The 26,941-nt window shown below is 61.1% G+C and carries 23 protein-coding genes and 3 pseudogenes; 2 read left to right on the top strand and 24 right to left on the bottom strand.

What is annotated here, in order from left to right:
* Nucleotides 1-45 precede the first annotated feature (45 nt).
* The 11 genes and pseudogenes from F792_RS0111385 to F792_RS0111330 all read right to left on the bottom strand — a co-directional run bounded on the left by F792_RS0111385 (nt 46) and on the right by F792_RS0111330 (nt 8,321).
* The gene (locus F792_RS0111385) at nt 46-2,670 is read right to left on the bottom strand and encodes a phage tail tape measure protein (RefSeq protein ID WP_018169709.1); all 2,625 of its coding nucleotides are present in this window, start codon (nt 2,668-2,670) and stop codon (nt 46-48) included.
* A gap of 4 nt (nt 2,671-2,674) precedes the next feature.
* Nucleotides 2,675-3,028, bottom strand: a complete 354-nt coding sequence (locus tag F792_RS15025) for a DUF1441 family protein (RefSeq protein ID WP_231362647.1) — start codon at nt 3,026-3,028, stop codon at nt 2,675-2,677.
* A 99-nt stretch (nt 3,029-3,127) separates the two neighbouring features.
* Nucleotides 3,128-3,487, bottom strand: a complete 360-nt coding sequence (locus F792_RS0111375; RefSeq protein WP_018169707.1) for a hypothetical protein — start codon at nt 3,485-3,487, stop codon at nt 3,128-3,130.
* The gene (locus F792_RS0111370) at nt 3,484-4,113 is read right to left on the bottom strand and encodes a hypothetical protein (RefSeq protein WP_018169706.1); all 630 of its coding nucleotides are present in this window, start codon (nt 4,111-4,113) and stop codon (nt 3,484-3,486) included. Before F792_RS0111370 ends, F792_RS0111375 begins: the two co-directional genes overlap by 4 nt.
* 2 nt (nt 4,114-4,115) lie before the next feature.
* Nucleotides 4,116-4,526 (bottom strand): hypothetical protein, encoded by a 411-nt coding sequence (locus F792_RS0111365; protein WP_018169705.1) that lies wholly within the window; start codon nt 4,524-4,526, stop codon nt 4,116-4,118.
* A gap of 1 nt (nt 4,527) precedes the next feature.
* Nucleotides 4,528-5,088 carry a hypothetical protein gene (locus F792_RS0111360; RefSeq protein WP_018169704.1) on the bottom strand — a complete coding sequence of 187 codons (561 nt, stop codon included), beginning with the start codon at nt 5,086-5,088 and terminating at the stop codon, nt 4,528-4,530.
* A gap of 82 nt (nt 5,089-5,170) precedes the next feature.
* Nucleotides 5,171-5,560 (bottom strand): hypothetical protein, encoded by a 390-nt coding sequence (locus F792_RS0111350; protein WP_018169702.1) that lies wholly within the window; start codon nt 5,558-5,560, stop codon nt 5,171-5,173.
* A gap of 66 nt (nt 5,561-5,626) precedes the next feature.
* Nucleotides 5,627-6,412 (bottom strand): helix-turn-helix domain-containing protein, encoded by a 786-nt coding sequence (locus F792_RS0111345; RefSeq protein WP_018169701.1) that lies wholly within the window; start codon nt 6,410-6,412, stop codon nt 5,627-5,629.
* The gene (locus F792_RS0111340) at nt 6,409-6,741 is read right to left on the bottom strand and encodes a hypothetical protein (protein WP_018169700.1); all 333 of its coding nucleotides are present in this window, start codon (nt 6,739-6,741) and stop codon (nt 6,409-6,411) included. The genes F792_RS0111345 and F792_RS0111340 overlap by 4 nt, the downstream gene beginning before the upstream one ends.
* Nucleotides 6,738-6,941, bottom strand: a pseudogene (locus F792_RS0111335) (helix-turn-helix transcriptional regulator); the annotation flags it as partial. The gene F792_RS0111340 and the pseudogene F792_RS0111335, both read right to left, overlap by 4 nt.
* 162 nt (nt 6,942-7,103) lie before the next feature.
* The gene (locus F792_RS0111330; protein ID WP_018169698.1) at nt 7,104-8,321 is read right to left on the bottom strand and encodes a site-specific integrase; all 1,218 of its coding nucleotides are present in this window, start codon (nt 8,319-8,321) and stop codon (nt 7,104-7,106) included.
* 226 nt (nt 8,322-8,547) lie between these two features.
* Between F792_RS0111330 and F792_RS0111325 the strand changes: the two genes are divergently transcribed.
* Nucleotides 8,548-8,967, top strand: a complete 420-nt coding sequence (locus F792_RS0111325; protein ID WP_018169697.1) for a secondary thiamine-phosphate synthase enzyme YjbQ — start codon at nt 8,548-8,550, stop codon at nt 8,965-8,967.
* A 372-nt stretch (nt 8,968-9,339) separates the two neighbouring features.
* On the opposite strand, the gene F792_RS0111315 is transcribed toward F792_RS0111325, so the two are convergent.
* From F792_RS0111315 to F792_RS0111260, 13 genes and pseudogenes are all read right to left on the bottom strand, one after another.
* A complete protein-coding gene (locus F792_RS0111315) occupies nt 9,340-9,798 on the bottom strand; it encodes a hypothetical protein (RefSeq protein ID WP_026305972.1) in 459 nt (152 codons plus the stop codon).
* Nucleotides 9,799-10,575: 777 nt separating this feature from the next.
* Nucleotides 10,576-11,373 carry a DUF2971 domain-containing protein gene (locus tag F792_RS0111310; protein WP_018169694.1) on the bottom strand — a complete coding sequence of 266 codons (798 nt, stop codon included), beginning with the start codon at nt 11,371-11,373 and terminating at the stop codon, nt 10,576-10,578.
* Nucleotides 11,374-11,509: 136 nt separating this feature from the next.
* A complete protein-coding gene (locus tag F792_RS14710) occupies nt 11,510-12,100 on the bottom strand; it encodes a hypothetical protein (RefSeq protein ID WP_081620148.1) in 591 nt (196 codons plus the stop codon).
* A gap of 78 nt (nt 12,101-12,178) precedes the next feature.
* Nucleotides 12,179-12,865 carry a hypothetical protein gene (locus F792_RS14840; protein ID WP_156000337.1) on the bottom strand — a complete coding sequence of 229 codons (687 nt, stop codon included), beginning with the start codon at nt 12,863-12,865 and terminating at the stop codon, nt 12,179-12,181.
* Between the two features lie 973 nt (nt 12,866-13,838).
* A complete protein-coding gene (locus tag F792_RS0111300) occupies nt 13,839-17,033 on the bottom strand; it encodes a type I restriction endonuclease subunit R (RefSeq protein WP_018169693.1) in 3,195 nt (1,064 codons plus the stop codon).
* Between the two features lie 43 nt (nt 17,034-17,076).
* Nucleotides 17,077-18,171: a helix-turn-helix domain-containing protein gene (locus F792_RS0111295; protein ID WP_018169692.1), complete on the bottom strand. Its 1,095-nt coding sequence runs from the start codon at nt 18,169-18,171 to the stop codon at nt 17,077-17,079.
* The gene (locus F792_RS0111290) at nt 18,164-18,493 is read right to left on the bottom strand and encodes a type II toxin-antitoxin system RelE/ParE family toxin (protein WP_018169691.1); all 330 of its coding nucleotides are present in this window, start codon (nt 18,491-18,493) and stop codon (nt 18,164-18,166) included. Before F792_RS0111290 ends, F792_RS0111295 begins: the two co-directional genes overlap by 8 nt.
* Nucleotides 18,494-18,643: 150 nt before the next feature.
* Nucleotides 18,644-19,021, bottom strand: a pseudogene (locus F792_RS14245) (DUF4357 domain-containing protein); the annotation flags it as partial.
* A gap of 182 nt (nt 19,022-19,203) precedes the next feature.
* Nucleotides 19,204-20,043, bottom strand: a complete 840-nt coding sequence (locus F792_RS14240; RefSeq protein ID WP_018169689.1) for a hypothetical protein — start codon at nt 20,041-20,043, stop codon at nt 19,204-19,206.
* A 133-nt stretch (nt 20,044-20,176) separates the two neighbouring features.
* Nucleotides 20,177-21,132 (bottom strand): annotated as a pseudogene (locus F792_RS14235) (GIY-YIG nuclease family protein).
* Nucleotides 21,129-22,499 (bottom strand): restriction endonuclease subunit S, encoded by a 1,371-nt coding sequence (locus F792_RS14230; protein WP_018169688.1) that lies wholly within the window; start codon nt 22,497-22,499, stop codon nt 21,129-21,131. The pseudogene F792_RS14235 and the gene F792_RS14230 overlap by 4 nt, the downstream one beginning before the upstream one ends.
* A complete protein-coding gene (locus tag F792_RS0111265; RefSeq protein ID WP_018169687.1) occupies nt 22,496-24,475 on the bottom strand; it encodes a class I SAM-dependent DNA methyltransferase in 1,980 nt (659 codons plus the stop codon). Before F792_RS0111265 ends, F792_RS14230 begins: the two co-directional genes overlap by 4 nt.
* Nucleotides 24,476-24,714: 239 nt before the next feature.
* The gene (locus F792_RS0111260; protein ID WP_026305971.1) at nt 24,715-25,815 is read right to left on the bottom strand and encodes a hypothetical protein; all 1,101 of its coding nucleotides are present in this window, start codon (nt 25,813-25,815) and stop codon (nt 24,715-24,717) included.
* A 24-nt stretch (nt 25,816-25,839) separates the two neighbouring features.
* Here F792_RS0111260 and F792_RS0111255 point away from each other — a divergent pair, with 24 nt between their 5' ends.
* Nucleotides 25,840-26,748: a competence protein CoiA family protein gene (locus tag F792_RS0111255; protein WP_026305970.1), complete on the top strand. Its 909-nt coding sequence runs from the start codon at nt 25,840-25,842 to the stop codon at nt 26,746-26,748.
* The last annotated feature ends 193 nt before the right edge of the window (nt 26,749-26,941 follow it).

Here is a 26,941-nt window from a genome sequence, read left to right as displayed (position 1 = left end):
GGCGGGGTTCACCGGATTGCGGCTCCGGCGGGCCGAGGGGCCTGGTTAGGTCCCGAGGAGCATATCGAGTCCGTCTTGGTTCACGCGCACCTGAATGGTCCGCAGGATTTCCCACATGAACGCCTCCAGGTGCGGCTGCAGGCCGGCGCCGTCCACCTTGATCATGGAGTCGCCGCGCTGCAGGGCCTTGGTGCGTTCCTTCAGCGCGTCGATATGGGCATCGGTCATTCGCATCTGCCGTTCGTGCGCCTCTTCACGGATCTGATTCTCGCGGTCGATCTGGTTTTTGATGTCCACCTGGTCCCACCTGCTGGCCCCGGTGAGCTCGCCGAACAGGCCGCCGAGAAGCTCCGCCGTGCTGTCCATCGTGTTGTTGATCGACCCGAACACCGCCTCGACTTCCTGCGCCTGAGCCTGGATCTCGGCCACGTTCATCTGCGCCTCGAACTCCATGTACTTGATGCGCTCGTTACTGGCGAGCTCCTCCAGCGCGATCTTGAGTTCGTCGGATTGCTCGACCACTTCCTCCGTCGCCCGGCTGGCGCCTTCCATCTCGCCTTGGAACACCTTGCCCACCTGCGAGAACGTAGCGACGCCATCCTCCATGCTGCGCGTCCACCGCTCTTGCGACTCCGTGGCTTCCTCGGTGGCCCGTTGGCCCTCCCCGATCTTCCCGGTCGCGGCGTCCCATTCGAGGCCCTGTTCGGCGAAGGCTTCGGCCAGGAGACGCTTGGACTCCCGCGCCATGTCATCCGCCTCGGTCATTTCGTTGACGATGCGGTCATAGTCGCGGCCGGTGTCCTCCATCGCCGCGTTGGTTTCGTCCAGGTCGTGAGCAAGGTCGCGTGTGGCGGCGCTCAGGTCGCGCGTGGCGCCTTCCCATTCCTCGGTGCCGTGGATCACTTCATAGATCCAGGTGCCGAGCGTGTTCTCGTTCTCCGTGGCCGCGTTGACCAGCGGGTCGACCACGTTGTCGTTCAGGAACGACCCGATGCCATAGCCGGCCGTCCCGGCCACGCCAACCGCGCCCAGGGCCTTGCTCAGCGTACCCAGCGCGGCTGCGGACTGCGTGGCGCCCTTCACCAGGTTCAGTGTCTGGTTGCCGATCATCAGGGCAATCAGGGCGTTGACGAGGGGGAGCATCAAGTCCACCTGCGTGACTACGCCGGCCACGTTGCCGGCCAGGCGGCCCCACTCGGTCGAGGCTTCGGCCGCGCCGGATCCGATCTTGACCAACAGGTCGAACAGGAACTGGAACGACTCAATCACGCCTGCGGTGAACTGGCTCAGACCGGAGAAGGCTTGCGCGATCGTGGTCATCGCATCGGCCAGGCCATCCGCCGTGCTCAGGTCTTGGTTGCTGAACAGGTTGCGCACCGCCTCGCGTAGCGCCTCGATGCCCTGTTCGAAGCCCGAAAGGTCGGCTTCCTCGAGCGCCTCGGTCATGTTCTCGGCCATGCTGCGGAACACGGACTCGGTATCCGCGAGGATGGTCTCCACAACGCCTACCAGGTCGCCTAGCTGGCCTTCGCGTACGCTGCCCCCTACGGATTGGAAAACCGCCGTCAGTGCGTCTGTGACGCCCCCGTATTGCTCCAGCAACGGGCCGCCGATCTCCACGGCCAGGCCGCGCAGGCTATTCGCTACGCGCTGATTCTGTTGTTCGACGGTGCCGGCCATCTTCTCGAACGCCGCATCGGTCGCGCCGGCGTTGTCGGCCATCGCCCCCAGGGACTCCGCGAACCGGCCGGATGCGTTGCCCGTCAGGTCCAGCACCGCCAACAGGCCGTTGGTGCTGCCGAACAGCTTGCCCATCTGGTCTTCGCTGCCGCCCGTGGCCTCGGCAACCATGTCCAGCATGCCGGCCAGCCCTTCAGAGCGCAGCGCCGCGGCGTTGAACTCGATCCCGAGCTCCTCGGCAACCGTCCGCGCTTGCTGGGTCGGGTTGATGATGTTGGCCAGCGCCTGCTGAATCTGCGTCACCGCCTCGTTGGTGGGGCGGCCCGCTGCCGTCAGCGCGGAGATCGCCGCCAGCAACTCCTCGAACTCGACGCCGCCGGTAGACGCCAGGCCAGTGACCCGCGACAGCGTGTTGCCGAGTTCGGGCAGCGTGGTCTGCCCCTTCTCGACCGCCGTGAACAGCGCATCGCTGAATCGGGCCGCCTCGTCCATCTCGAGGCCGTAGGCGTTCAAGCTGGAGACCAGCACAGTCAGGGAGTCGTTGAGATCCGCTTTGCCGGCCACCGCAAGCTGTTCAGCCTGTGCAACCGCCTGGATGCTGTCTGCGTAGTCGACGCCGGCCGAGATCGCGCTGTAGATCGAACTGGTGATCGACTCCAGCGGTTGGGTGCTGGTCTGCGAGTAGTCGAGGATGGCGTCGCGGAACTCCCCGAGATCATCGACGGGCTGGTCGATCAGGGTCGAGATTTCACGGAAGGCCGAGTCGAAGTCTCCGGCGGCCTTGATCGAGAATGCGGTGATGGCGGCACCGGCACCGAGGAGCGCCGCCTCGAACGCCACGGCCTTCTTGGTGAAGTCCGCGACGGGGGCGGTCACGTTGCCCAGGGAATCGGTGAACGACTGCGCGTTCCGGAGCGCGGCCTGTGTCGCCTCGCCGGTTCGATCGACGCCCTGAAAGATTAATTCAACCGTACTCCGCTTCGCTGCCATCGTGTTACCTCTTCTCGGGGCCGAGCTTTTCGAGCTGGTCGGAGATCCCATCCATCGTGTCGTGGATGATCCGCTCCGCCTGTTCGGCCTGTTCCGGTGTCAGCAGGCCACGGCGCTCAAGGTCATCGGGCATGCCATGGAGCTTCTGCGCGATCCGGGCAAACGCCGTCGCGATCGCTTCCTCGACTTCGGCGGCCGGTATCAGCTTCCCGGCATTCGTGTCGACTTCCATCCGGCGCAGGTCTGCCAGGGAGCGTTCCTTGTCAGCCCGAGCCGCGTTGAAGCGCTCGCTGTGATCGCTGACGTTCGAGCCTTTGGGCCGGCCTGCGCCCGGTCGTTTACCGCCGTGTGAGTTCATAGTGTTGATTCACAATCAAGTTTAAGTTGCTGAAGTTGGTCGACGCGGGCGCCTCTGCGCACCCGTGTGCAAGGGATATCGCCAGGGAACCCTTACCCTCTACGCCGCATCCCCCGGCAGCCGTCCAGACTCGACCAGATCGGCTTTGATCGCGTGGACGCGCCGCTCGCTGACTCCGGTAATCAGTGCGATCTGGCGCACCTGCAACCCATTCCGCAACGCCACTTGGATTCGGTGGGCGGCCTGGTCGCGGAGTTGCGGTAGCAGAATCCGGTCGCCACCGAATTTGCGGCAAAGCGCCTCGACCGCCTTGGCGTCCATCAGGTCGTGCAACCAATGATGAGGGGGAGGGTCTTGGGGGACGTAGAACGTCGTGCCGGCACGGGCCAGAGCCAGGGAGTGCGCAGGCTGGAACCCAATCTCGTTCGCGATCTTGTCGAGGACCTTTTGCGCGCTCATGCGGCCTCCAGGCTCAAACCAGTTTGCTGCGCCTGCTGGCGGATCTGTTCGGCCTCGCCTTGCAAACGCTCGATCTCGGATTCGATGCGGGCCAGCTCGGCTTCGCGCACGTCACCATCGGCCGCGTCCTCCAGCCCATCGGCAAACTCTTTCACGCGGTCGATGATCTGGTCGCCGAAGGCCCAACTGACGAACTGAGCCATCGTTTCTGCCTTGATCTCGGCACCGTTCTTCGGGTTGCTCTCCGCGCCGAACACGGACATGAACAGGCGTTCCCGGTGGCCACGAACCGCGGCCTCGCGGAGCTGCATATTGACCGCACCCTGCAACCCCTCGGTGTTGGGCGGGCGCAGCATCATGGCGGCGGACCGGGCCTGCAACTGCCCAAGGCCGTGTTCACGCTGGCGGCGCTCGAACGCTTCGGCCTGCGCCTCTACGGACTTGCGGGCGACTTCGACAATCTCGGGCTTCGTCGCACTGGCGCTCGAAAGCGTTTGGCGCTGCTCCCGAAGGTCGGCGATCTGGCGCTGTAGATCCTGGTGCGCCTCGCGCATCTCGCTCTGGAGCTTCTGCCGGCCTTCGCTCAGCTTGCCCAGCTTGGTACTGAAATCTGCTTTCGCTGCCATGACTACCTCGTCGCTTGGTCGATCAGATACATGCTCAGGGCCTCCAGGCTGCACAGCAGCTCGGTCTGCCCTTGGTCGTTCCGGCGCATCTCAAACTTCGGCGGTTCGCCTCGGGCGTGCCGGGCGGCCACCTGTTTCTCGTCCATCCCCAGCACCACGCCGACTTCCTCGAGGTTCAGCCAGCTCTCGGCGGTGTCGATATCCTCGGCGCGCACGTCCGGCGCCAATCGGTTCAGGATCGAGCGGCGGGCCACGGTGCGGGCCTTCAGGCTTCGCACGCGCTGGACGGCGGCGGGGGTGGGCTTGGTGTCACTGGGCCGGCCCCGGTTCTTGGTCAGGTACTGGCTGGCGGGGCCGCGCGGGGTCAGGGCTTCCGTTTGCTTCGGGGCGAATCGGCGGGTCTTGATCGGCATCTCATCGGCCTCCGGGGCTGGTTGCGGTCTTGAGCTCGTCGAGCATGGCCTGCTCGGCCTCCGCGTCGATCCGCAGCTTTTGCGTTTCGTAGTAGGCGCGCTGATCTTCAGTGGGCAGCGCCGCGACGGCCTGTTCTTTTCTACGATCCGCCTGCTCGACCTTGGCGTTCGCCTTGGCAAGGTTCTGCTCTGCGCGCCGGACGCGTTCGTCAGCCTCGAACATGTCGGCTGCCAGGTTCTCGAGGCGGCGGTCCAGCTCCAGGATTTTCCGCTCTTGGGGTTCGGCGTTGCGGGCGCGCGTGTCCGCGATCATGTCGTCAATCGAGGCCCGCAGGCGCTCGGCCTCGGTGTCGTCAAGCGTGGCCTCCACCTCGCCAATGCGGCGGACCAAGGCCTCGATATCTCCGCGCATGTCCTGCGTCTCGGCGTCAGGGTCATGTTTGCGGCTCAGGATCAGCTGGGACCGTTCGCGGATCTGGTCCTCCGTGATCCCCGGTACAGCGATCGCTGCCTTGAGGTCCACCATGTGGCGCAGGGCGAAAAACAGGAACGGGCTTTTCATCGGGCGGCCTCCATGTGTCGGGTCCGCAGGGCGATCGCGTAGGCGACCATGAAGTCGAGTTGGGCTTTCAGTTCGGCCAGGTTCATGCGTTGCACCCTCCGCGTTGTTTCAGGATCTCCATGGCGATCGCTGCCCCGCGCTTCAGGTTCTCGACGCGCTTGTCGAGGATCGTCCACCGGGGGTCTCCGGCGGCCTGTAGTGCCTTCAGGGAACCGGTGAGGTTGATCGCTTCGATCTGTGAAGCGAGGGCCTTATCGCGGGTGGTCAGGTCGGGATCCTCCACCGCGCCGTTCATCTTCCGGGTCGCGGCCTCGACGATGGCGTCGTGCATTTCCTGGAATCGGGCGAAGGATTCGATCGCGGGGAACTTCGGGGGCTGGCGCAGGAAGTAACGCCGGCCGGCCTCGTCGTTCGAGAACATCGGGGCGGTGCCCTGCTGGAGCTGCTGCTCGAGTTCTTCGTCTTGGTTCATGGTGCCCCCTCTTCTGATAGGTATTGTCTATCGTCTATGTTGGTGTGTCAATACGCAGACTATCGACTATGACAGCAGATCGGCTGCGGTCTGCTCGAAGTCCCAGGCTTCGCCGTGGACCTCAAAGGCCGCGTCCTCATACACGCGTTCCAGGTGACCCAGCTCCATGCGGTCGCCGACGATCTCACCGGCATCTCGAAGCGCCAGTGCGATCCACACCTCCTCCTCGGAGACTTCACCGCTGCGGGTATTGCGATCGATCTGTGCTGCGAGCCCTTGCAGCTCTTCCACGGAGACGCCCTTGAAGATGTCGAAGCTGAGCTCGTTTCTGCCAGCCAGCTCGATCAGTCCGTCGAGGGTCGTCGTCCGTCGGTCGCTTGCGATCGATGCCCCTTTTGGGGCGATATTTTCATCCGTACCGAAAGGGACGCCCCTTTGGGGAATATCTTTACCCCTTAGGGGAATATCTTTGTTTGCGCTGTCGTACAAGTACCAAGGGGGGTCACCTTGCGCTGTGGTACAAGTACCGCCGTTAGATACTTGCGCTGTGGTACAAGTATTTAGTGGGTCATGAACGACCCGATATTGCTTCCGGCGACGGTCCTTTTGCTGGTCGACCTCGATATATCCCCAGGCCACAAGATCCTTCATCACGCGGGAAACGTGATCGGATCGCGTGTGTGCCATCTGCCCGATCTTGACCTGTGTGGCATAGCAGCCGGAGCCGTTCTTGTTGAACCGATCGAAGTGCGACACGACTCCCAGCACCGCAATGTGGGAGCGTGTCATCCGTTCGTCGGCCAGGGCCCGCAGCGGCAATGCCGCGAATGCGTACTTGGCCTGTGCGTTCATCTCAGGATTGCGCGCGCCCGACGACGCTCCTCCGGGCTCAGCCAGTATTCGCGCACCCTGGTGGGCAGGCCCATGTATCCGGCCACCTCGATCGTGCGGCGCTCGATGTGCAGGCCGGTGTTGCGGGTGATGCCGGCGACGGTGGAGTGAAGACAGTGGTCGTGGAGTTGGCGCTCGGCTTGGAATCGATGGAGGCGCCGGCCGTCGGCTAGGGCATCTAGAACCCGGCGCCACTTTGTGGCAGGCTTGGGGTTGAGTGCTTCCTCGCGCTCCGCCTTCGCGCCCTGCGCCGCTCCCCCGGCCAGGGCGTTTCTGTTTGCGGCCCTCATGCCGCACCCCCGAATCGCCCGGCTTCCCACTCCTCCAGGTCCGCTGCCCGCCAGCGTGTGCAGCCGGTCGAGATGCGGATGGGGGCTGGAATAACGCCGTCGCGAGACCAGCGCCAGATGGTGGCCACGGATACGCCGAAACGCTCGGCAACCTGCTTAACGGAAAGGTGTAGGTTCTGTGCCATCGCTTGATCCTCCTTTCGGGTCGTTTGCGATGGCCCTACACTGGTTGAGGCGCTCTAGGCCGGTAATCTGAACAGCTTCAGACGAGACCTAAGCGCCTGATTATATGGCGCGAATTCGGTTTTCGTAGAAAAATCGACGCTGTACGCGGACCAAGAATCAAAGACTTAGCGCCGTTTTTACTGCACAAGTGCAGACGAACTTTCTGCATCTGCCGTAAATTTCGCCCATTCCGCCATCAGCTCGGCCCGTTGCGGCAGTAGTTCATCGCGGGCATAGGCCGCCCGGGTGGCGTCGCTGTTCACATGCGCCAGCGCCAGCTCGGACACTTCGTCCGGGAATGAGGTAGAGGACCGCGCCCAATCCTTGAAGCTGCTCCGGAAGCCGTGCGGCACCGCGTCCACGCCCATGCGCTTGCACACGGCGCTGATACTCATATCGGACAGCGGGCCACCACGGGGCGCGGTGAACACCAGATCGGAGCCCTCGAAGCGCGGCAGGGCCTCCAGGAGCGCCACGGCGTCATCGGACAGCGGCACGCGGTGCGGCTTGCCGGTCTTCATGCGATCGCCCGGCACGGTCCAGACGCGAGCGTCCAGGTCGATCTCGGTCCAACAGGCTTTGCGGACTTCCCCGGAGCGGGCGGCCGTCAGGATCGAGAACTCGAGCGCCCGGGCACCCATGCCATCGCGGCCTCGCAGGTCCGCCATGAACGCGGGCACGTCTTTCCAGGGCAGCGCCCGATGATGCTTCACCTTCCGGATCTTCTGCGGCGCCGGCAGCGTCACGTCGAGGTTACCTTTCCAGCGGGCCGGGTTCTCCCCTTCCCGGTATCCCGAGACGGTGGCCCAGTGCAACACGCCCTCGATCCGCTGGCGCACGCGCGTGGCGGTCTCCGTGCGTTCGTGCCAGATCGGTTTGAGCACGCCCAGGACGTGCGGCAGCTCGATTTCGGCCACCGGTAGATCGCCCAGGGACTCGAAGGCATAGCGTTCCAGGCTCGACAGCCAATCGGCCCGATGCTTCGCGGATCGGAACTCGTGCGCCTTTGCTTCGTGGTATTGCCGGGCCGCATCGGCGAAGGTCATCCGCCGGGCCTCCTCGGCTCGCCTGGCGTCGTTTGCGGCCTTGCGTTCGGCCACGGGGTCGATTCCCCTCCATAGCTGATCCTTCAGCTCTCGCGCCCGCTCCTTGGCTTGTGCGAGGGAGACGTCCGGGTAGCCGCCGAGCCCGTAGTGCCGACGCTTGCCCGCGACCGTGACGCGCAGCACCCATCCCCGGGCGCCGGTCTCCGTGATACGGTGCAAGAGCCCGGAGACCCCGCCCACCGCATGGAAGCCCGGACGGTCCAGGCGCTTCACTTCGAGCGCGCCCATCTCCTTGGCCTGTTTCGGCATGTCTCCCTTCCTGTCTATCAAAAACCCTTGCGCTTGGATGCTACAGGGTGATACGGTTTTCAACAAGGGATAGCCCGAGGGAGCCGGAAAGGTCCGGCAAAACAGTCGCTTATTGGGATTGGTTGGGACGGATTGCAACGCCACAGTGGTGGCCGCCGCCTCCACCAATTTAGATCGACCAATCAAGCGCCTACGGGCGCTTTTTTGTTTGCATTCGAGGAATCGCATGGCCGTCTACCAGGACACCCTGACCCAGCAGACCCGAGGCCGCGGAACCCAAAACATCACCACCGCCGTGGAGCACATCGTGCGCGCCTCCGGCATCACCACCGGCACCTGCCACGTCTTCCAGCACCACACCAGCGCCTCCCTGCTGGTCACCGAGAACGCCGATCCCGACGTCCGCCACGACCTGGAGACCCTGATCGCGCGCATGGCCCCGGACGGCGACCCGGCCTACCGCCATGACATGGAAGGCGACGACGACATGGCCGCCCACGCCCGCGCCATGCTCACGCACAACGACCTGACCCTCCCGGTCGGCCAGGGCCGCCTGATCCTCGGCACCTGGCAGGGCCTCTTCCTCTGGGAGCACCGCTACGCCGCCCACACGCGCAAGCTCACGATTACGGTCCAGGGCGAGTAGAACCCGTATCGGCCCCGCTCCTGAGGAAACACAATCACCGGCTCGGCGTACATCCGCTTCAGAAAGCGCAAAAGCAAGGTTTGACCCAGTGCTCACAAGATGTCCCGGCCCTCCAAGGCCATGTAGCTGACCAAAGTCCTGTTCTTATCAGCTCCACAGATCATCTTGCCGCCCAGAAGCCACCGCCCTTGGTGGGCACCTTTGCAGAGCGCCGAGAACCCCTGGACGAAGGTTCCACCAATCTCTTCTAAGCGACTTCGGGTCGGAGGACTTTGATGCTTGCCCATCCCGATGGTCCTTCCGGATACCCTGATGCGCCTACCGTCGATTGCGGGAGGCTGAAGGCTGTCTTCTGGGCCGATGAAGGCCTACTCATCCGTTTGCGATCTTCATTGCCACTCTCTGATGGGGAGAGACAGCCTCCATTAATTGGGTAAGCCGCTTCACCGAGATCTGATACTGGCCGTTACTCGGTTTCGCTTTTCCCTCGAACTCTCGCCAGACGACTTTCCCCGGTCCGTTGTAGATTTCCGCGAAGCCGCCTTCCCGGTCCAGCTTTAGCACAAGCAGATGCTCCGGACCACTTCGAAGGCCTACGCTTTTGCCCTGAGTCGCCTTGATCTCGATCTCTCGCCCATCCTTAACGGCGTCCACGCCCGGTGAAGATGCCCGGAGGAGATCCAGCCCGTAATGATAGGCCGCGAGACACTCACCCAGACTGCCCACAAGGTGACCATCCGGCGTGAAATGCCTACCCGGAAACATCGCTTCTAGCTCCCCGACAACACGATACAACTCGCCCACCAGTCTCGGCAGATGTTCCTTATCCATGCGCAATGCCTCTCAGCTCTGTCGAAATCAGATACCGGACGTCACGTCGCGGGGAAAAGCAGGGAAACCTGCCAGTCCTCCGCCGGTATTCCGGCAGGGCTGAACAATAACCAGGGTCGGACCACGATAAGCCCCTGACTCCGGGAGTGTTATACCGACACAACCCGCCCAGTGGAGTGGAACGCGTACTCGTCGCGTTGCATGGCTCTCTTCCCTGGAATGGCCATTTGAAGACAGAAATTGCCGCTTTAAGCCCGAATTCAGGGCTCAATTCCGCATATTCTGTCGTGTTCTCCGTCGGTTACCGTGGTCCGACCCCGCGTATCGCGGATTGCAGTTGCGTGACATGGCTTCCCTCCCTGGAATGGCCATTTGAATACCGAAATTGCCGCTTTAAGCCCCAATTTAGGGCTCAATTCAGCATATTCATTCTGCATTTCAGTTCGTTACCGTAGTCCGACCCCGTTAATTGCCCAAGTAGACCAGATAGTAGGGCGGCAACTCCCGGCCGGCGTTTGTCCGCGAGGACAGCATCAAGCACCGGGATTGCTCGAAGTTTCGCGGATCCCCAGCAGGCAGCAACGGGCCAAGTGCCTTTCGCGCAGCTTCGCGGGCAGCGATGACCTTCGGTGGTAGTGGGCTACTCGATTCGGTGACCATGACAGCTAACGCCGGACATGAGCGGCGGGACGAAAGCGCTAGCTTTTGGCCCGTCCGCTCGATGGACTTGTTAGCCCTTGCTCTACGTTGCCGCAAGGAGCATGGCGGCGCCAGCCCTTAAACGTAGCCACAGTCGAATTGGTGAATCCCGTCGATGCTCCAGCCGAACTGTCCAAAGGACCCGAGCGCATCCTTGTTCCTCCTGTCACACCGGGGGCCGAGCCACACCTCGGGAGCGACGCACCATAGGTGCTCCTCGTCCTTTTCGACGAATTCATGCTCCACGTAAGGAACAATCAGGCCTTTGGCTACTCTAGTCCGAACTTGCTTCATCGGTGCGCTAAGTACTAGGCGCACCTCCTGTTCCTCTCTGAATGCGCGGTTCTTTATTCTCAGAAGCTCCGCATATAGACGCACTAGAGGCTGTGGGTTCTGATCAATAAGGCCCCAAAAAGAATTCACAGCCGGCTCTTCCTCATGCATCTTCAGCAACGCACCGATGTCGTGCTCACAGCGTTCGACAACGCGATCGATAAACTCGTCGTGGTCATCATAGACGCAGTCAACCAACACACGAGGTGGCTGTTGGCCAATGCCAGGCAGGTGCTTCCGCTTGAAACCGAGTGCGGCGCCGCGCCCGTCATCCGAATACGCCCGCCACTGGCTCAAGACCTCCGGTGAACGGGATAAGGAGAAGACGCAGTGCGCCCTAGATAAGTTGTGCCCACTAAGAGCGAGCGAAAGCGCTTTCCTGGTCGCCCCATCGAATCTGTTTAGGAACAGCTCGAGGGCATGAACCAGCTCTTTCTCATCGTTAAGGTAACGACAGTCACTCGCCCAAACATTGCGAGAGCAGAGAATGCCGTTGAGCCCTGCAATGCTTGTATAGTGGTACAGAATTTCCTCTTCCGGCATGTCGTTTCTCGTTCTCTGGCCTGTGTCCGCAGGTATTCTGGCCAACGGCTAACGCCGCCAGCACGCGCGGCTTTGTAGTGGAGGCGAAGCCGCAACGAAAAAGCCGTCGCCGTGCCTGGCCTTGTTAATTTGCACCTCAGCCACCCAGCGCCGATATAAGGAACGAGCCAATTGATGCAATGCTGCCAGCACTGGGCAAACCACCCAATAACGTTTTGACGACAACTCTACTTGGTGCGCTTGATTCAAACTGACTTTCTATGGCATCAACGAGCTCAAGAGCAGGCTGCTGATCCTGCTGAGGTAAGAGACGCTTCACTTCCTGCCGCAGCATAGAAATATGTTCTGCAACATCTGGATTAATATTGACAGTATTGACCGAATTATCAGTGGAATGATTGTTTACACGAGCGTTTGGCCCGGAAATGTTATATGTAATACTCTGAACTGCTGCCTTGGCTTCCGGTAGGCCAAGTTTCCGATGGGTCATTTGGTAGTGCGCTTCAATACCACCAAAACCTTCATGAAAGCCAGGATCGATAACCTCATAGGTTTCCTCACCACCATTCGACATCTTACGCTGAATAAGGTCGCCGGTTTCGATCAAAACATCAGACCGATTGATGAAGATCTTCTTTGACTGAACACTGGATTTAATGCCATCAACTCGATCACCGTTCTTTTTCAGAAGGGTGACGTTGTCATTTAACATATCCGAAAAAGACATGGTGACTCCTTGTGAAAATTGACGCCCAATTCAGCGGGCAAACTTTGTGCAGCAAATTTTGCCCGATGCAATTGATTGTTAGTTTCTTGATGGCTCCAATACTTTTCTTATGCTATCGATGATTTTCTCTTTCGCAGCAGGAATTTCGTTGTTAATCGCGCCAACTAACCTTCTTCTCTCTTCCATTGCTTGCTCGAACTGTTGTGTGTTTTGCGGATTAACGTCGCAATTGAACACAGCACCATAAATTATTTCATCCAACCTAAGCGCTACAGTTTCAATTTCATCGAAGAGGCTTCTTTCAACCCAGAATTTGTTAAGCCTTGAATAGGAAATAAATTCATTAATTGCGCTATTGGCTGTATTAAATTGAGCTTGATCCGAACGCGTGGGGCTAGACTTGTAAACAAAGGCTTTTCCTTCAGACTCCATTGCAATCAAACGATGATATAACCCCTCAATAATTTCAACTCTCTTTTCATGGAGCTTGGAAAATTTAATCTGATGCTCTAATGTACCAAGCTCAATCGAAGATTTGATCTCCTCAGTCAATCGCGTTGTCTGTCTTAATCGCTCTTTCACATCATCGAAGCTGTCTTGTAACGCTTTCTCTGCCCCTCGACTTTTAAAGTATGAGCCAAAGTAAGCGCCCAATGCAGACGAGACCAGAGCAACTAATGTGATGTATACATAATTAATAGCAGAAAGTGACACGCCATTATTAATGATCTCTGCTGCTAAATCCTGAAGATTTTCTACTGCCACCGATCTGTACCTCGTGAAACTAACGCATGAGCTCAGGTGCGCGTGAGGCGACGCGTGCTTTGGCGATAGCAAAAGCACGTGGCGGGTCAAACGTCACCTGCAGCGATTTGTTATATGCCATTTGGCATTGGGTGCGATGCAATGAAATTCACTACTTCCTCAAGATAATCACGATGCTTCATCGTCTAGCTTATCCTCGATCCTAGAACTTCTACCACGAACGCCACTGAAGATCGTCTCCAAGTACATCTGCTCCGGGTTTGGCACTGATTCCCCGGTTGATTCGAACGCTTCTGACCGGCCCAAGAATCTGCCCGATATCCCATGCGTAAGCGGATTTCTGTATCTTGCAAACGCGCGAATCAGCCTTTGACGCTCCAGCTCATCAATGACCTCCAGCGCGACGAGTTTTTTTGAGAATGTCCCCAAATGACATACCACACTCGTCTCCTTCAATTTCTCTATCTACTTGCGAAATCCGCCATTCGAACTCGCGTTTCGATTTCGGCGAGGATTGGGTCGCTTTTCTTATGACGAGCAGATCGCGAAGCCATATTTCCAACAATGAGGAGCACAGAATTATCACTGACAAAAACATTCCCGAATCCACGGCGCGGTGAATTTCAAAGGAATAGTACGACGAAGCTCGTCCAGTGACCCGGAGAGATGCGAGCGCATGTTGAGCCACGCGAAACCGACGAGCCAGTTCGGGCTCGACCTGGTGTTCCAAAGCTCGGATGTCGGGGCGTTTCAAGGCGTATAACAGTAGATTAGACAGAATCTGGGATATTGGCGGTATACAGGTTCTGGATAACACTGATATAGCCGTGATAGCCCGCGAGCGAGGCTCCATACCGTTCGGTTACCAAGGCGCATTGGGAGACCGCTTGGCGGACCAATCGGCGGGATGGCGGCGTGGTGCGTTTCAGCCCCCGGATTGCCGAAGGGAGCGCCAATGCGCCGAGACGCGTGTTCATTGAGCGGGCCTCGTGGGGGTGGGGCGTTGGTCGCCGGTCCCGGCGGTCAGCAGGCGCAGGATCAGTAGGGCGAAGTCGCGTTGGCGTTCGGGGTCGTCGAGGACCTGCATGGAGAGTTTTTCGTGGTCGGTCATGGCGTCGAGGACGGTGTCGGTGACGCGTTTGGGGAACAGGCCGTGCATCACCTGGTCGGGGCTGTGGTTCTCGACCTGGGCCATGACGGCGTCGTCGCGGCGGATCCGGTCGGCGATGCCGTTGGCGAACTGGAGCTTGTCTTCATCACTCACTTCGGCGCCGAACAGGTCGTTGAGCTGGTCGATGATCTCGGAGAGGCGTTTCTTCTCCGGGTCGTGGGGCTTGCCGGAGCCGACGTCGGAGATGGGCTTCAGGCCGTCGTAGTCCTCACCCTCTTCGCCGAGGTTCAGTTGGTGTTCTGCGCGCTTGTTCAGGCGGTAGTGGGTCAGCTCCAGTTCGGAGACGTCGATCGCGTCTTCTTCCAGGTTTTGGGTGCCCAGCAGCGGGTGCAGGCCGCGGGCGTATACGCATAGCTGCTCCAGCTCGCGGTCTTCGAAGTCGACGATCTGGGAGAGGAACTCGTAGCTGCGCACGAAGCTCTGGAGGTTCTTGCGGAACAGGTCCAGCTCGTCGCGCGTGGTGTGGGCGTCCTTCAGCTCCTGCTCGGCTCGTTGCAGGCCGGTCTTGTCGCCATTGCGGTCAGCTTCGGCATAGGCGGCCTTCCAGGTCTGGATCTGCTCGAGCACGGCCTTGTAACGGGTGGTGTAGCGTTCCCGGGCGGGCTGGCAGTAGTAGCTGAGCTGGCTGGCGTTGGCCTTCGGGTTGAAGAATGCGCGGGCGAAGTTCTCGACCTCGTCCCAGTGGTAGATGCCTGAGGCGTCCAGGCTATGCTGCAGGTCGTAGACCACGTTCGGGTCGGAGACGTCGGCGAGTTCGGCCTTGTTGTAGTAGGGGCGGAAGGCTTCGAGGATGTCTTCGGCATCGTTGAAGAAGTCGAGGACGAACGTGTCCTCCTTGCCCGGGAAGGTGCGGTTCAGGCGCGAGAGGGTCTGCACGCACTCCACGCCCTGCAGCTTCTTGTCCACGTACATGGCGCAGAGCTTGGGCTGGTCGAACCCGGTCTGGAATTTGTTGGCCACGATCATCACGTTGTATTCGGCGGTCTTGAACGCATCGGCCAGATCGCGCCCCTTCAGGCCCGGGTTCAGCAGCGCGCTGTGCTCGGTCACCTCCTCGGGGATCACCTCGTCCGGCAGCACGGAGCCGGAGAAGGCCACCAGTGCGTGCACGTCGCCATAGCCCTTGTCCTGGATGTACTCGCGCATCGCCAGCGCGTAGCGCACCGCCTCCTGCCGACTGCCCGTCACCACCATCGCCTTGGCCTGGCCATCCAGCAGGTGCCGCACGTTGGCGCGGAAGTGCTCGACGATTACCTCGACCTTCTGGCTGATGTTGTACGGGTGCAGCCGCACCCAACGGGCGATCTTGGTCGAGGCCTTGCGCGACTCCACCTCTTCGTCGTCGCCATGCGGGTGGGCCAGCTTCCAGGCGGTCGAGTAGGTGGTGTAGTTCTTCAGCACGTCGAGGATGAAGCCTTCCTCGATCGCCTGGCGCATGGAGTACAGGTGGAACGGCTCGGGCTTGTTGTCGGCCGAAGCCGGCAAGTCCGGATCCGGCGGACGGCCGAACAGCTCCAGGGACTTCGCCTTGGGCGTGGCGGTGAAGGCGTAGTAGCTGATGCGCTCGGTCGGCTTGCGCGAGGCGACGGCGGCATCCATCAGCTCTTCGGCGCTGATCTCTTCATCCTCCGGCTTGTCGGTGCCCAGGATGGCCTTGAGCTTGGTGGCGGAGGAACCGGTCTGCGAGGAATGGGCCTCGTCGGCGATCACCGCGTAGCGCCCGGCGGCCAGCTCCGGGCGCTTATCCAGCGCGTCGAACAGCGCCGGGAAGGTCTGGATCGTCACGATGATGATGCGCGTCTGCTCGGCCAGCGCCTCGGCCAGTTGCTCGGACTTGCTCTGGTTGCCGACATCGCGGGTGATGGGCCGTACCACGCCGTGTGCGTGCTCGAACTGGTAGATGGTGTCCTGGAGCTGGCTGTCCAGCACCGTGCGGTCGGTGACGACCACCACGGAGTTGAACAGCTTCTGGCCGCTCTCGTCGTACAGCGAGGCGAGCTGGTGCGCGATCCAGGCGATGGAGTTGGACTTGCCGGAGCCGGCGCTGTGCTGGATCAGGTAGCGCTGGCCGGCGCCTTCCTCCCGCGTGGCCGCGATCAACTGGTTCACCACATCCCACTGGTGGAAGCGTGGGAAGATCAGGGTCTCCTTCTTGCTGCGCTTGCCGTGGAAGTCCTCGACCGTCTTCTGCTCCAGATGCAGGAAACGGCCAAGCACCTTGAGCCAGGCATCGGGCTGGAACACCTGCTGCCACAGGTAGCCGGTGGCGTAGCTGTCCGGGTTCGGGGGCGCGGGGTTGCCGGCCCCGCCGTCCTCGGTGCCCTGGTTGAAGGGCAGGAAGAAGGTGTCCTTGCCAGCCAGGCGGGTCGCCATCGCCACCTCGTGCTGACTGACCGCAAAATGCACCAGCGCCCCACGCTTGGGGGTGAGCAGCGGCTCGGGCTTGCGGGTGACCGGGTCCTTCAGCGGGCGGTCGCGCCGGTACTGGCGCTTGGCGTTCTCCACCGACTGCTTGAACTCGCTCTTCAGCTCCAGCGTGGCGGTGGGGATGCCGTTGACGAACAGCACCAGATCCAGCCGCGGGTTGTACTCCCCGCTGCGCGCATGCGGCGAGTACGAGACTTCCGGCACCACGCGCAGGCGGTTGGCCCGGTAGCGGGCCTGGGACTCGGGGTTCATGCCGTGGTCGGGCTTGAAGCTGCACAGATCGAGCTTCACGCCGGGCGTCTTCACCCCATGGCGCAGTACGTCCAGCGTCCCACCACGCTCCAGCTCGCGGGTCACCGCGCGCACCAGGGCCCGTTGCGGGTCCTGTGCATTCTTCGCGGCGAACTTTTCCCAATGCTCCGGCCAGGCCTCTTGCAGATAGCCGACCAGATCCTCGCTATAGAGCGCGTTGGCGGCGTCATACCCGCTGGCCGGACCGGTGAGCCAGCCATCGGCGGTCATCGCGTCGATAATGTCCTGCTGGAACTGCGCTTCCCTGCTGTCCGCCATGCTGCTCCCTGTGGCCTCTTCGTTCGCCCCTGCGCCTAACCGTTCAGCCGGTCTTGCGCTCCCACGTATATCGAACCTTTAGATCGTTCATCGTGCTCCAGTGCAGGAGGCCCTCCTTTTGCAACCGCCCGACCACGATACCCGGTGCCACCCCGACTTGCTGAGCGAACCGCAACACGGAATCTCGCGACAAGGTGGATCCGGTTAGCTCCTGCCAGGTTTCCGGCGGGATCAGGTGGTTTTCGGCGAAGGCATTGGCTTCCTGTTCTTCCTTGCCATCGAGTTCGCCTTCCGCGTCCACGAAAGCCACGCGCTTGCCGTGGAGCAAAAGATGGGCAGCCTCATGGAAAAACGAAAACCACAGGTGATCATTCGATTTGTGCCGCAGACTCAAGGCAATTAGTGCCTTGTCCGGTGCCAGCCAGCGCGTTGCACCACTGACCGGACACCCTTTTGGCGCTTCCACGAAAACGACCGCTACGCCGACCCCGCGGCATTGCTCCACCAGCGGGGGAATGAATGCTGCCGGACTTGATTGACTGGTCAGTGCCCGTAAGCGCTCCAAAGCTTGTTCAAACCCCTTTCGGTCGAAGGGCTCGCAGTCGATCTCGGACGCCAACCGTTCTGCCTCCCGGAACCACGCCCCCACGGCCGCACCCTCCCGCTCGAAGGTTGGCGAGGCCCGGAAAGCCGCGGCACCGTCCGAGTACCGCCCACGCCAGGCGTCCACCGAGGCCACGCCAAAAAAGCCAAGGCACTCGGCGACTTGCTGGCCCTTGTGCGAAAAGCGCCGGATCCACCCGAGGCGAACCATCTCCGTCAAAGGCAATTCTTTCAGCCAGGATGCCTGCGTTGCCAGCGTCTCGAGTTCTTCCTTCCGCGTCAGGGCCTCGCGATATTGTGCTTCGCGTTCCAGCCAAAAACGGGCGGTACCACCCAGCACTCGCTCCAGCCGCAGCGCGGTCTCTTCCGAAAGCGGCACCTTTCCCTTAATAAGCTGATTGACATGCTTGGGGCTGTAATCCAGCCGCTGGGCTAGCTCCCGCTGTGTCCAGCCCTGCTCCTCACGCAGATCGGCAATGGTCTCTCCAGGCGGAGACACCCAGTCCGGCGTTCTGGCTTGCGCAAATTCAGTCATGGTAATCACCGATCCATACAACAAGGACGCGATCCACCGCACCCCACGCGATCCCGCCATCCGGCTTTCTCGGCCAGGGTTGTTCCGCGGGCTCGAAGCACAACCGCACTCCACCACTCAGGGATACGCAGAACCAGCCCTCGCGATCCCCCTTCAACGGATGCGGATGTCCGGCCATCAGCTCGGTGGGATTGTCCGCAGCAAACAAGTCCGCCAGACGCGCGCGCAGCTTGCGGGCAGAGGCGCTCCCCAGTTCCTTCTGGGCCTTGCGTTGCTGCAGGCATAGGGCCTCCAGTGCTGCGTCTTTGTAGTCGACTTCCATGCCGGGACCTATGTACAAGAATATACACGTTTACCTACCCGGTAAACAATTTACTCGGAAGAGAGCCCTCGCGCCGGACCCGGTGTCAGGAACGGCTGCGATGCCGAGGGGCCTGTTCGCGTCCCGGTCCGCCCAGTGGCCCGTGATTTTTCAGTCTTCGTCGATGACAGCGCCTGCCCGGCTCACTAACTGGTCTTGCCACTCGGCGTAGGACTGGCCGTTGTCCTCCCGCTTCCATTCGGCACGGCCGTTGGCCGATCTCCCAACTACCATGGCCGCCGCGGCACTGGGGCTGGAGAATGCATAGTCGCGGGAGAAGCGCAGTAGGTCGTTCTCGTCCTCGACCAGTACGCCCTCCTCGCGCAGTTGCTGATGCAGGCGCTGGTAGTTGTGTCCCGAGGCAGCCCACTCCCGACGTGCTTGCGAACCCTCCAGTACGAAGAACTCGCCCTCCGCCTCCTGCCCGTAGGCGGTGATGCCGTATTTCGGGAAGGTCAATCGGAATCGTGGCGAGGCCGGAGTTTCATCACCAGCGCCCGCGGCGCCCCACACCACATCCCAGGAAGGAGCGTGGCCTGGCTTCCTACTTGGAATGGCTATTAGAAGACAGCATTTTTGCGGTTTAAAGCCCAAATTCAGGGCGCCCAGACGCCATTTCCGCTTCCGTTTCAATCAGTTCCCATGGCCCGCCCCCATTATCCATCTTCGGTCTAAAAGATGACCGAGGTCATGACCGCGAGAGAGAACGCCGTCATGACAGTCAAAGTAGCGACTGTCAGCCACCCTGTCGCGTGCGAAAAGCTCAAGAGAAGAGCGATCGGGGATCGCAACAGGCCACCACCCGGCACTCGATCCAGAATAGTAAGAAACCCGCTCCCAATCACCACACCCCTTTTGTCGGCGATGCGGTGGATGACCGTGACCGCCTTATCCAGAATGTCACCTCGGTTCACGGTGGACGTATCAAAGTCCTCGTCATGAGTGACCTTATTCCGAACCGAAGCCAGAAATCGCAGGTCTTTCACATCCTGCGGGTCGAGTTGGTCTTCGACGGAAACTACTTTCTCGTGGAGTCCCTTCCCTTCGGCTCCATACCATTCGGATAGCAGCTTTTCGCACTTCTTTGATATGCAGAGCATTACGGACTCGAGATCCTTCTTGCTGCGGCATGCTGACGGTGAGGTCACATTAATCTTCTGGGGCACCAACGGCCCCCCGTTTATCCATCGCACAACCCGATATGCCCATACTAACGACAGCAAAACCGGGAAGACGAGGATCGCGCCGAGGGCCCCGTAGAGGAACGGGCCTTCTTCAGGATCGAAACCGACGCGATCAATGAAGGGGAAGTCCCAAGACACCAGGATCGGAAGGACCGCGGGAACGATGAGAACAATTGCCCCTAGAAGCGCGGGCCAGATAAACCCGCTTTCAATAGATCTCAAAAAGGCCTTCTCGGCGAAACCGATCTTGAGCAAGATCCCGATCCCGAAAAAGATGACCACATAGTAGATCACGAGGTAGAGCAGGTAGATCGTATCGCTATCCATAGCCGAGCGCCTTGCTTATATGTTGTTAGGGTGTTTTTCGGATTCAGCGGGGCTGAAAATACTTCCAATCTGGGACCCAAAGCCAATCGCCATCAATTTAGCCGAAGGCATCGCAGGTATTGGGTCCTCGTGCTTAGGGCTCCCTGGGGCTGACGTCCGCCGCCTCGGCGACCAACTGCTCCTGCCATTCGCCGTAGGACTGGCCCGTGTCTTCCCGCTTCCATTCAGCGCGGCCGTTGGAGGTCCTTCCGCTTACCATCGCAGCCGCTGCACTGGGGCTGGAGAATGCGTAGTCGCGGGCGAAGCGTAGAAGCCCGTCCTCGCCTTCGACAACCACGTCCTCTTCACACAGTTGCTGATGCAGGCGCTGGTAGCCGTGGGCAGGCCCCACTCCGACCGAGCCTGCGATCCCTCCAGTACGAAGAACTCTCCCTCCAACTCCTGCCCATAGGCGGTGATGCCGTGTTTGGGGACGGTCAGGCGGAACCGTGGCGACTCCGCGGTTCCGTCCTCTCCCCCGCCGGCCCAGGCAGCCCCCTCCACCGCATCCCGGGAAGGCGGGCGGCTGGCATCGCGCAGGAACTCGAAACCGAGCACGGGCAGCACGGTGCGGATCTGTTCGAGAAAGAACGCCATGTCGGCTTGGTCGGCCTCGGGCAGGCCGATGTAGTCGTGGCGGGTGCCGTTGATCAGGGTGCAGCGGCCCACGCGCTGAGCCTGCTGGATCAGCAGGCTCTCCAGGACCTTCACGTGGGCCCTGGTCAGGTTCTGGTCCTTGCTGGTGATCAGGCAAACCTTTTCCCAGAAGTCCTTACCGCCTTGCTCCTCGGTGCGGTTGTGCTGCTTAAGCCGCTTGCCGACATCGTCCGACTCGCCGATGTACACCTGCGGGCGCACGCTGTTCTCCGCATCCGGCCCCACCAGAAAGTACACGCCGGTGCGCCCGCACTCCGGGCGCTGCACCAGCTCGCTCAGCTTGCCCCGTGGCCCGGTAAGCACATGTCCGGTCCAGTTCATGATCTCCGCCGTCAACAGCCCGTGCGGCGTGCCGTCGACCAGGAACAGGCGGATGCTGCGGCCCTGACTCATGCCGCACCGCCTTGCGCCGAATACCCGGCTCGGTCCTCGGCGACCATTGCCAGCCCCGGTTCTTCCGCCTCGGCCCCGGCCGACCAGCCGCGTACGTCGATCTTGCCAGTGACAGCGGCGGAGATCAGAGCGCTGCGGCGCTCCCGCAACAACTCGATCCCCCGCTCTGCCTCGCCAATCAGTCGGCCAAACCTATCGTCTTCCCTATCCAAACATCGCGAAATACGCCACTGTTCGACTTCGGGCGGGAAGGATATGTTCAGCGCCCGAATTTCTTCCACATTGATTCGCTTGAATGTCGCACCCACCAACAGGCTATTAATCTGCTCGCCAATAGCTTCCGATTTAAACAGGTAATAAATAAAACCCGGTGCTGCCCCATTGAAGCGCCGTTTTAACAAACAAACATCCTGCCCCATCGAAAACAGCGGGTGCCAATCCGCAACCTCGGATATCTCTCCCACGGTTGCATTTCTACTCACGATGAGATCTCCTGCCTCCGGCTTCCTCCCTTCACCAATAAGCTGCCGATAATATCCCTCGGTTGTCTGTTTCGCCCCCCGAAGATCCACACAACGCGCCTGGACCTCGCGAATACTCGCCAAAGGGTATCCATCATCGACAAACTCTGCCGTCACGTGCTTGCAATCTTTAACATCCCACACCCGCTTCAATGGGCCAACTTCCCAATGCGCCGGGACCTCGCCCAGCCATTCGACGCCGGAGTCCTTCATGGGCACGTTGGGGTCCAGGCCCTTGGTGACGGCGTGGGAGATCACCGCCTGCCGCTTCTCCTTCAGCAGCTCGATCAGCCGCCGCTGCTCCTCGATCAGCGCATCGATCTTCCCGGTTTCGTGGTCGAGGAAGGCGGCAATTGCCCGCTGCTCCTTGGACGGAGGCATCGCAAGCACGATGTTCTTCATGTCCGCGAACCCGGTACTCCAAAGGTCAGCCACGATCCCCTTTCCGTACCTGTAGAACTCCTCTTGAAAAGCCCGACTGCGCAAGAGATGGTGCACGAAGCTTCGATCAGTGCCTTGCGGTTCCAAGACGATACAGATCAGAGAGACAGTCCCATCGGTAGGAGAAATACCCGATGACCCCTTGCGATCAGACCTGCTATTAATAACGAAGTCTCCGGCCACAACCTTCTTGCGGTTGTCACCATCCTGCGTCTTCGCTGCAGTTTCCAGCCTGGGTACGATGCCGCCCATTGTCACCGAAAGGGGTACGAATTCCTTATCGCTCGCTTTCTCGCGACGCTCTTTGAAGTAGTGACTGAGGCGCTTAACCTCCCAATGCACCGGCACCTCGCCGAGCCACTCGACACCGGAGTACTGGCACTCGGGATACTTCGGGAAGCTCACGCCGACAGCTCCTCGATCATCTGCTTGATGCGTGTGGTGACGGCCTTGAGGTCCGCGTCGATCTCCTCCAGCGCTCGCGGGGGCTGGAACACGTAGAAGTGGCGGTTGAACGGGATCTCGAAACCGACGATGCCGATCTCGCCGTCCTGCTCGTCGCGCTTGTCTTCGTCGATCCAGGCGTCGGGGACGTGCGGCTTCACCTCACGCTCGAAGTAGTCGAACACGTCCTCGCCCAGCGGGACGTTCTCGGTGTCGCGCAGGTCGCTGTCGGACTCCAGGTTGCCCTTGTTGTCGGTGCAGATTTCCGCTTCGGGGTCGCGCTCGCTCAGTGCGTTCCAGATGGACTTGAGGGCCGGCGCGCCCAGCTTGATGCCGAGATCCTTCAGCTCGGCCTTCAGGTCTTTCAGGAAGGCCTCGCGGTTGCTGTAGACGCGCTCGGCGTCCAGCCGCTCGCAGGCGGCCTGCACGCCGAGGCGAGTGGTCTCGTCGAGCTTCTGGATCGGCTTCTCGGCCAGCATGCGTTCGATGCGCTCGGGGCTGGCCTGGAAGTTCAGACGCAGCGGGCGCTCGACGGTGATGCGGCGGTAGCCGAAGGCCTCATTGGGGAAGAACTTGCTCTTGTCGCTCTCCTCCAGGCTGCCGTAGGTGCGCACGATGGCGTCGATGTTGGCGTCGTCGATGTACTGGCGCTTGGAGCCCAGCGACTTGCGCATCTTGGCGTAACGGTCGGTGGCGTCGATGAGCTGCACCCGGCTGCGGCGCTCCACCGGTTTGTTGTTGTTCAGCACCCAAATGTAGGTGGCGATGCCGGTGTTGTAGAACATGTCCGTCGGCAGACCGATGATGGCCTCCACCATGTCGTGCTGCAGCAGGTAGCGCCGGATCTCGGACTCACCACTGCCGGCCCCGCCGGTGAACAGCGGCGAGCCGTTGAGGATGATGCCGATGCGCGAGCCGCCCTTGCGCGGGTCGCGCATCTTGCTGACCAGGTGCAGCAGGAACAGCAGCGAGCCATCGGACACGCGAGGCAGGCCGGGGCCGAAGCGGCCGTTGAAGCCCTTGTGGTGGTGCTCGTCGGTGACCTGCTTCTGGACCTTCTTCCACTCCACGCCGAACGGCGGATTGGCGAGCATGAAGTCGGCCTGCAGCTCGTCGAGCTGGTCGTCGGAGAGGGTGTTGCCGAGCTTGATGTTCTCGACGTTCTGGCCCTTCACCAGCATGTCCGCCTTGCAGATGGCGTAGGACTCGGGGTTCAGCTCCTGCCCGTGCAGGGACACGGTCACGTCCTGGCTGATCTGCTGGACGTATTCGTCGCTTTCGGACAGAAAGCCCCCGGTGCCACAGGTCGGGTCGTATACGGTGACGATGCCGTGCGGCTTGAGCTTGTGGTCCTGCCCGGTGAGCACCAGGGAGGTGGTCAGGTGCACGATGTCGCGCGGGGTGAAGTGCTCCCCCGCCGTCTCGTTGGAGCTTTCCGCGAACTTGCGGATCAGCTCCTCGAAGATCAGGCCCATGCCGAAGTTGGAGATGCGCGCCGGGCGCAGGTCGATGGCGGCGAAGCGCTGCACCACCTGGTAGAGCAGGTTGTTGGACGCGAGCTGCTCGACGAAGTCCTCGAAGTGGAAGTGATCGAAGATCTCACGCGCATGGGTGCTGAAGGACTCGATGTAGCTCATCAGGTCCTCGGGCGTCTGCGTGTCCGACAGACTTCCCAGCGATAGCGGCGAGGTGTTGAAGAACGGCTGCTCCGCCTTGCGCAGCAGAAGCTGCTCGCGAACGGTCTCCGACTTGTTCTCGTGCTCCTTCGCGGCGGCCAGCACGCCGTCCTTGGTCGGCTCCAGCACGCACTCCAGCCGGCGCAACAACGTGAACGGCAGGATCACCCGCCCGTACTGCGACTGCTTGAAGTCCCCCCGCAGCAGATCCGCCACCGACCAGATCCACGCCGCCGTCTCCGAATGATTCTCCGTATTCAACTACCGCTCTCCCTCAATGAACTCGATATGCGGCTTACCCCCAGCCACAATCCCCACGCGATTGTTGCAGCAATGAGCGCTCAGCGCGATCAGCGTCCGACGTGGCCAACGGCAATACCTCCTTGTGGACGCTCATGGCGTAGGCAGCCGCCGTCCATCGCGGGCTTACCTGAGCCGCACATTCGTACGTAACGGATCGCGAAACTCGGCCTATCGCTATGAGAGGAACCAGCGCCCAATCAGAGCTGGATATGTCTTCGCAGGGGCAGGCCCGTCCGCGTCACGTGGTCGAACGAGAAAACATGCTCAGCAGGCGAAGCCGCACAACGCCCGACCAATCGCCCATAGAACTCGCGACCACCGGCGGCGACATGTACCGGTGCGGAGCAGATGGGGCAATCGGCCGAATAATGGGCGAGATAGAGACGGTTCACTCCATGGGCAAAGTCCGGGCGCAGTTCCAGCACACGGTCATCCCAGCCGCTGGTGGCGCGTTGCATCCAGAAGGGAGCCAGGGCGATCCGGTTTCGAGAGAGCTTTTCCAGCGGCCCTACGACCCACCAAGCCAGTCCTGCCGCCAGCGCCACCACCATTGCCACGGCAACGACGTGGCCGGTAGTGGACGCCTGAGCGATCGACACCAGCGACACCCAGGCTCCAACAGCACCCAGTGAGACAACGAGAAAGATGAGGAATCCCGTCAGAACCGCTCGCCAACCCGTGATCGGCCAGCCACGCACCAAGGCGGCTCTAGCCCCCCGTCCGAGTTGAAGATCTTCAGTGTAGTAACGCACCCCGTACGGTGAGACGGTGTCAGGCAGGGAGTCCGAAGGCCCCTCAGACTCGGAAATCGGATCCAGCTTGATGAAGTACTTAGTTGGCTTGTTTCTCCCGCCCTGACTCTTCTGTTTTTCGGGTCGCGGACAGGACGGCCAACCCGCATCCCTGAATCGCTCTTCCACTCCTTGCGACTTCCTTGACCAAAGGTCTTCCACCTCCCTCCATGCGTTCGTGACTGCCTTTCTTGCGGATTCCCGATCGTCGATACCGCCATCGGATCCGACGCCCCACGTCGAGGCACTTGCTCCCCCGCGAACCGCGCATTGAGCCAAGGCCTTGTTGGTACACCAGGGTTCTTCCGAGCCCTCGGACTCTGCTGTCATTTCGCATAGGCAGCGCAGGAGCCTGACGGGGTTTGTTTTCGACTCCGAAGCCAGCCATTCCTCGGAGATGTCCAGCAGCTTGCGAGCCGCCGCGCGCTCATGAAAACCGGTTTTTCCGGTTTCCACTCCCTGTTTGGGCGCGGCAATCGAAGCCAACTTTGCCTCTGAGTGTTCCATCAACAGGTCCTTCTGGAGGTCACCATGGAGAAGTCCACGCTACTGCAGTCCTTTGCCCGCAACAACGCGGGCCAGATCGTTTCCATCCACGACGTTACCAAGGGCAAGGCCTGTGGCTGCAGCTGCCCCGAGTGCGGCGAGGTCGTCATCGCGCGGCAGGGTCAGGTACGGCAATGGCACTTCGCCCACAGCAGCGGCGCGGACTGCGGGGGCACCGGAGAGAGCGCACTGCATCAAGCGGCCAAGCAGATCCTCCTGCAAGAAAGATGGATCACCCTGCCCCCACTTGAGCGAGAACGAACGAGCTTGGAGTGTGAACCGAGCGACTCTGACGGCGCATCGATGCCGCCCGAGGGGGTTGCCCACCTTCATGACCCGAAGCCCGAAGTGACCCTTGCCTCCGGGCTGATCCGCGCGGACGTTGTCGCTGAGTACGCCGGCCAACCGATCCTGATCGAGGTCGCCGTCAGCCATTTCGCAGACCCGGAGAAAAGACAGCTCCTGGCCAACCTTGGACATCCCGCCATGGAAATCCACTTGGCAGGCGATCCGAATCTTGAATGGAGCTGGGAGCTGCTGCGCAAGCAAGTTCTGGAGGACCCTCTTAACCGGGTGTGGCTCTACCATCCAATCCTTGAACAAATGCGAGAGAACGCCCGCAAGCCGGCTGTTCCGGCGGAAACCTCAGACAGCAAGACGAAACCCGACCAGGAAAAATGGCGTTGGGATGGCGTGCCCATCGTAATCCGCACTTACCCTTGGGGTATCACGCTGTGGTCGGCCTTCGACAAAGATCTCAACGCACGGCTTAAGGAAACCGCCCGGAACCTTGGTGGTCGCTGGAAACCCCGATACACGAATTGGTCGTTTCCGTCCGGCGTGAAGACACTACTCGAAGAAACCCTGCGCGAGGGGGGCGCTCAGCGCGAATAGGCGCCATATTCGCGCTGTACGTTCAACCCGACGGCCGATGCGGCTCTACCGACAGTTGGTGCGCGGTCTAGGGCGAATCGTGGCTTTCGGTCAACCTAACGCAGGGTACGACCGTTGATCCCACGAACCATATCTGGGAGCACCGCTGGCGCCGCCCACACGCGCAAGCTCACGATCACGGTGCAGGGCGAGT

Source organism: Thioalkalivibrio sp. ALMg9, from assembly GCF_000380625.1.
GTDB classification, from domain to species: Bacteria; Pseudomonadota; Gammaproteobacteria; order Ectothiorhodospirales; family Ectothiorhodospiraceae; genus Thioalkalivibrio; species Thioalkalivibrio versutus.
Note: the sequence above shows the minus strand (reverse complement) of the source record. Positions and strands in the feature narration are given on the sequence as shown.

What these genes read in the sequence shown, in the direction of transcription:
- F792_RS0111385 (WP_018169709.1), bottom strand. Translation starts at nt 2,670, where the DNA reads ATGGCAGCGAAGCGGAGTACGGTTGAATTAATCTTTCAGGGCGTCGAT.
- F792_RS15025 (WP_231362647.1), bottom strand. Translation starts at nt 3,028, where the DNA reads ATGAACTCACACGGCGGTAAACGACCGGGCGCAGGCCGGCCCAAAGGC.
- F792_RS0111375 (WP_018169707.1), bottom strand. Translation starts at nt 3,487, where the DNA reads ATGAGCGCGCAAAAGGTCCTCGACAAGATCGCGAACGAGATTGGGTTC.
- F792_RS0111370 (WP_018169706.1), bottom strand. Translation starts at nt 4,113, where the DNA reads ATGGCAGCGAAAGCAGATTTCAGTACCAAGCTGGGCAAGCTGAGCGAA.
- F792_RS0111365 (WP_018169705.1), bottom strand. Translation starts at nt 4,526, where the DNA reads ATGCCGATCAAGACCCGCCGATTCGCCCCGAAGCAAACGGAAGCCCTG.
- F792_RS0111360 (WP_018169704.1), bottom strand. Translation starts at nt 5,088, where the DNA reads ATGAAAAGCCCGTTCCTGTTTTTCGCCCTGCGCCACATGGTGGACCTC.
- F792_RS0111350 (WP_018169702.1), bottom strand. Translation starts at nt 5,560, where the DNA reads ATGAACCAAGACGAAGAACTCGAGCAGCAGCTCCAGCAGGGCACCGCC.
- F792_RS0111345 (WP_018169701.1), bottom strand. Translation starts at nt 6,412, where the DNA reads ATGAACGCACAGGCCAAGTACGCATTCGCGGCATTGCCGCTGCGGGCC.
- F792_RS0111340 (WP_018169700.1), bottom strand. Translation starts at nt 6,741, where the DNA reads ATGAGGGCCGCAAACAGAAACGCCCTGGCCGGGGGAGCGGCGCAGGGC.
- F792_RS0111330 (WP_018169698.1), bottom strand. Translation starts at nt 8,321, where the DNA reads ATGCCGAAACAGGCCAAGGAGATGGGCGCGCTCGAAGTGAAGCGCCTG.
- F792_RS0111325 (WP_018169697.1), top strand. Translation starts at nt 8,548, where the DNA reads ATGGCCGTCTACCAGGACACCCTGACCCAGCAGACCCGAGGCCGCGGA.
- F792_RS0111315 (WP_026305972.1), bottom strand. Translation starts at nt 9,798, where the DNA reads ATGGATAAGGAACATCTGCCGAGACTGGTGGGCGAGTTGTATCGTGTT.
- F792_RS0111310 (WP_018169694.1), bottom strand. Translation starts at nt 11,373, where the DNA reads ATGCCGGAAGAGGAAATTCTGTACCACTATACAAGCATTGCAGGGCTC.
- F792_RS14710 (WP_081620148.1), bottom strand. Translation starts at nt 12,100, where the DNA reads ATGTCTTTTTCGGATATGTTAAATGACAACGTCACCCTTCTGAAAAAG.
- F792_RS0111300 (WP_018169693.1), bottom strand. Translation starts at nt 17,033, where the DNA reads ATGGCGGACAGCAGGGAAGCGCAGTTCCAGCAGGACATTATCGACGCG.
- F792_RS0111295 (WP_018169692.1), bottom strand. Translation starts at nt 18,171, where the DNA reads ATGACTGAATTTGCGCAAGCCAGAACGCCGGACTGGGTGTCTCCGCCT.
- F792_RS0111290 (WP_018169691.1), bottom strand. Translation starts at nt 18,493, where the DNA reads ATGGAAGTCGACTACAAAGACGCAGCACTGGAGGCCCTATGCCTGCAG.
- F792_RS14240 (WP_018169689.1), bottom strand. Translation starts at nt 20,043, where the DNA reads ATGGATAGCGATACGATCTACCTGCTCTACCTCGTGATCTACTATGTG.
- F792_RS0111260 (WP_026305971.1), bottom strand. Translation starts at nt 25,815, where the DNA reads ATGGAACACTCAGAGGCAAAGTTGGCTTCGATTGCCGCGCCCAAACAG.
- F792_RS0111255 (WP_026305970.1), top strand. Translation starts at nt 25,840, where the DNA reads ATGGAGAAGTCCACGCTACTGCAGTCCTTTGCCCGCAACAACGCGGGC.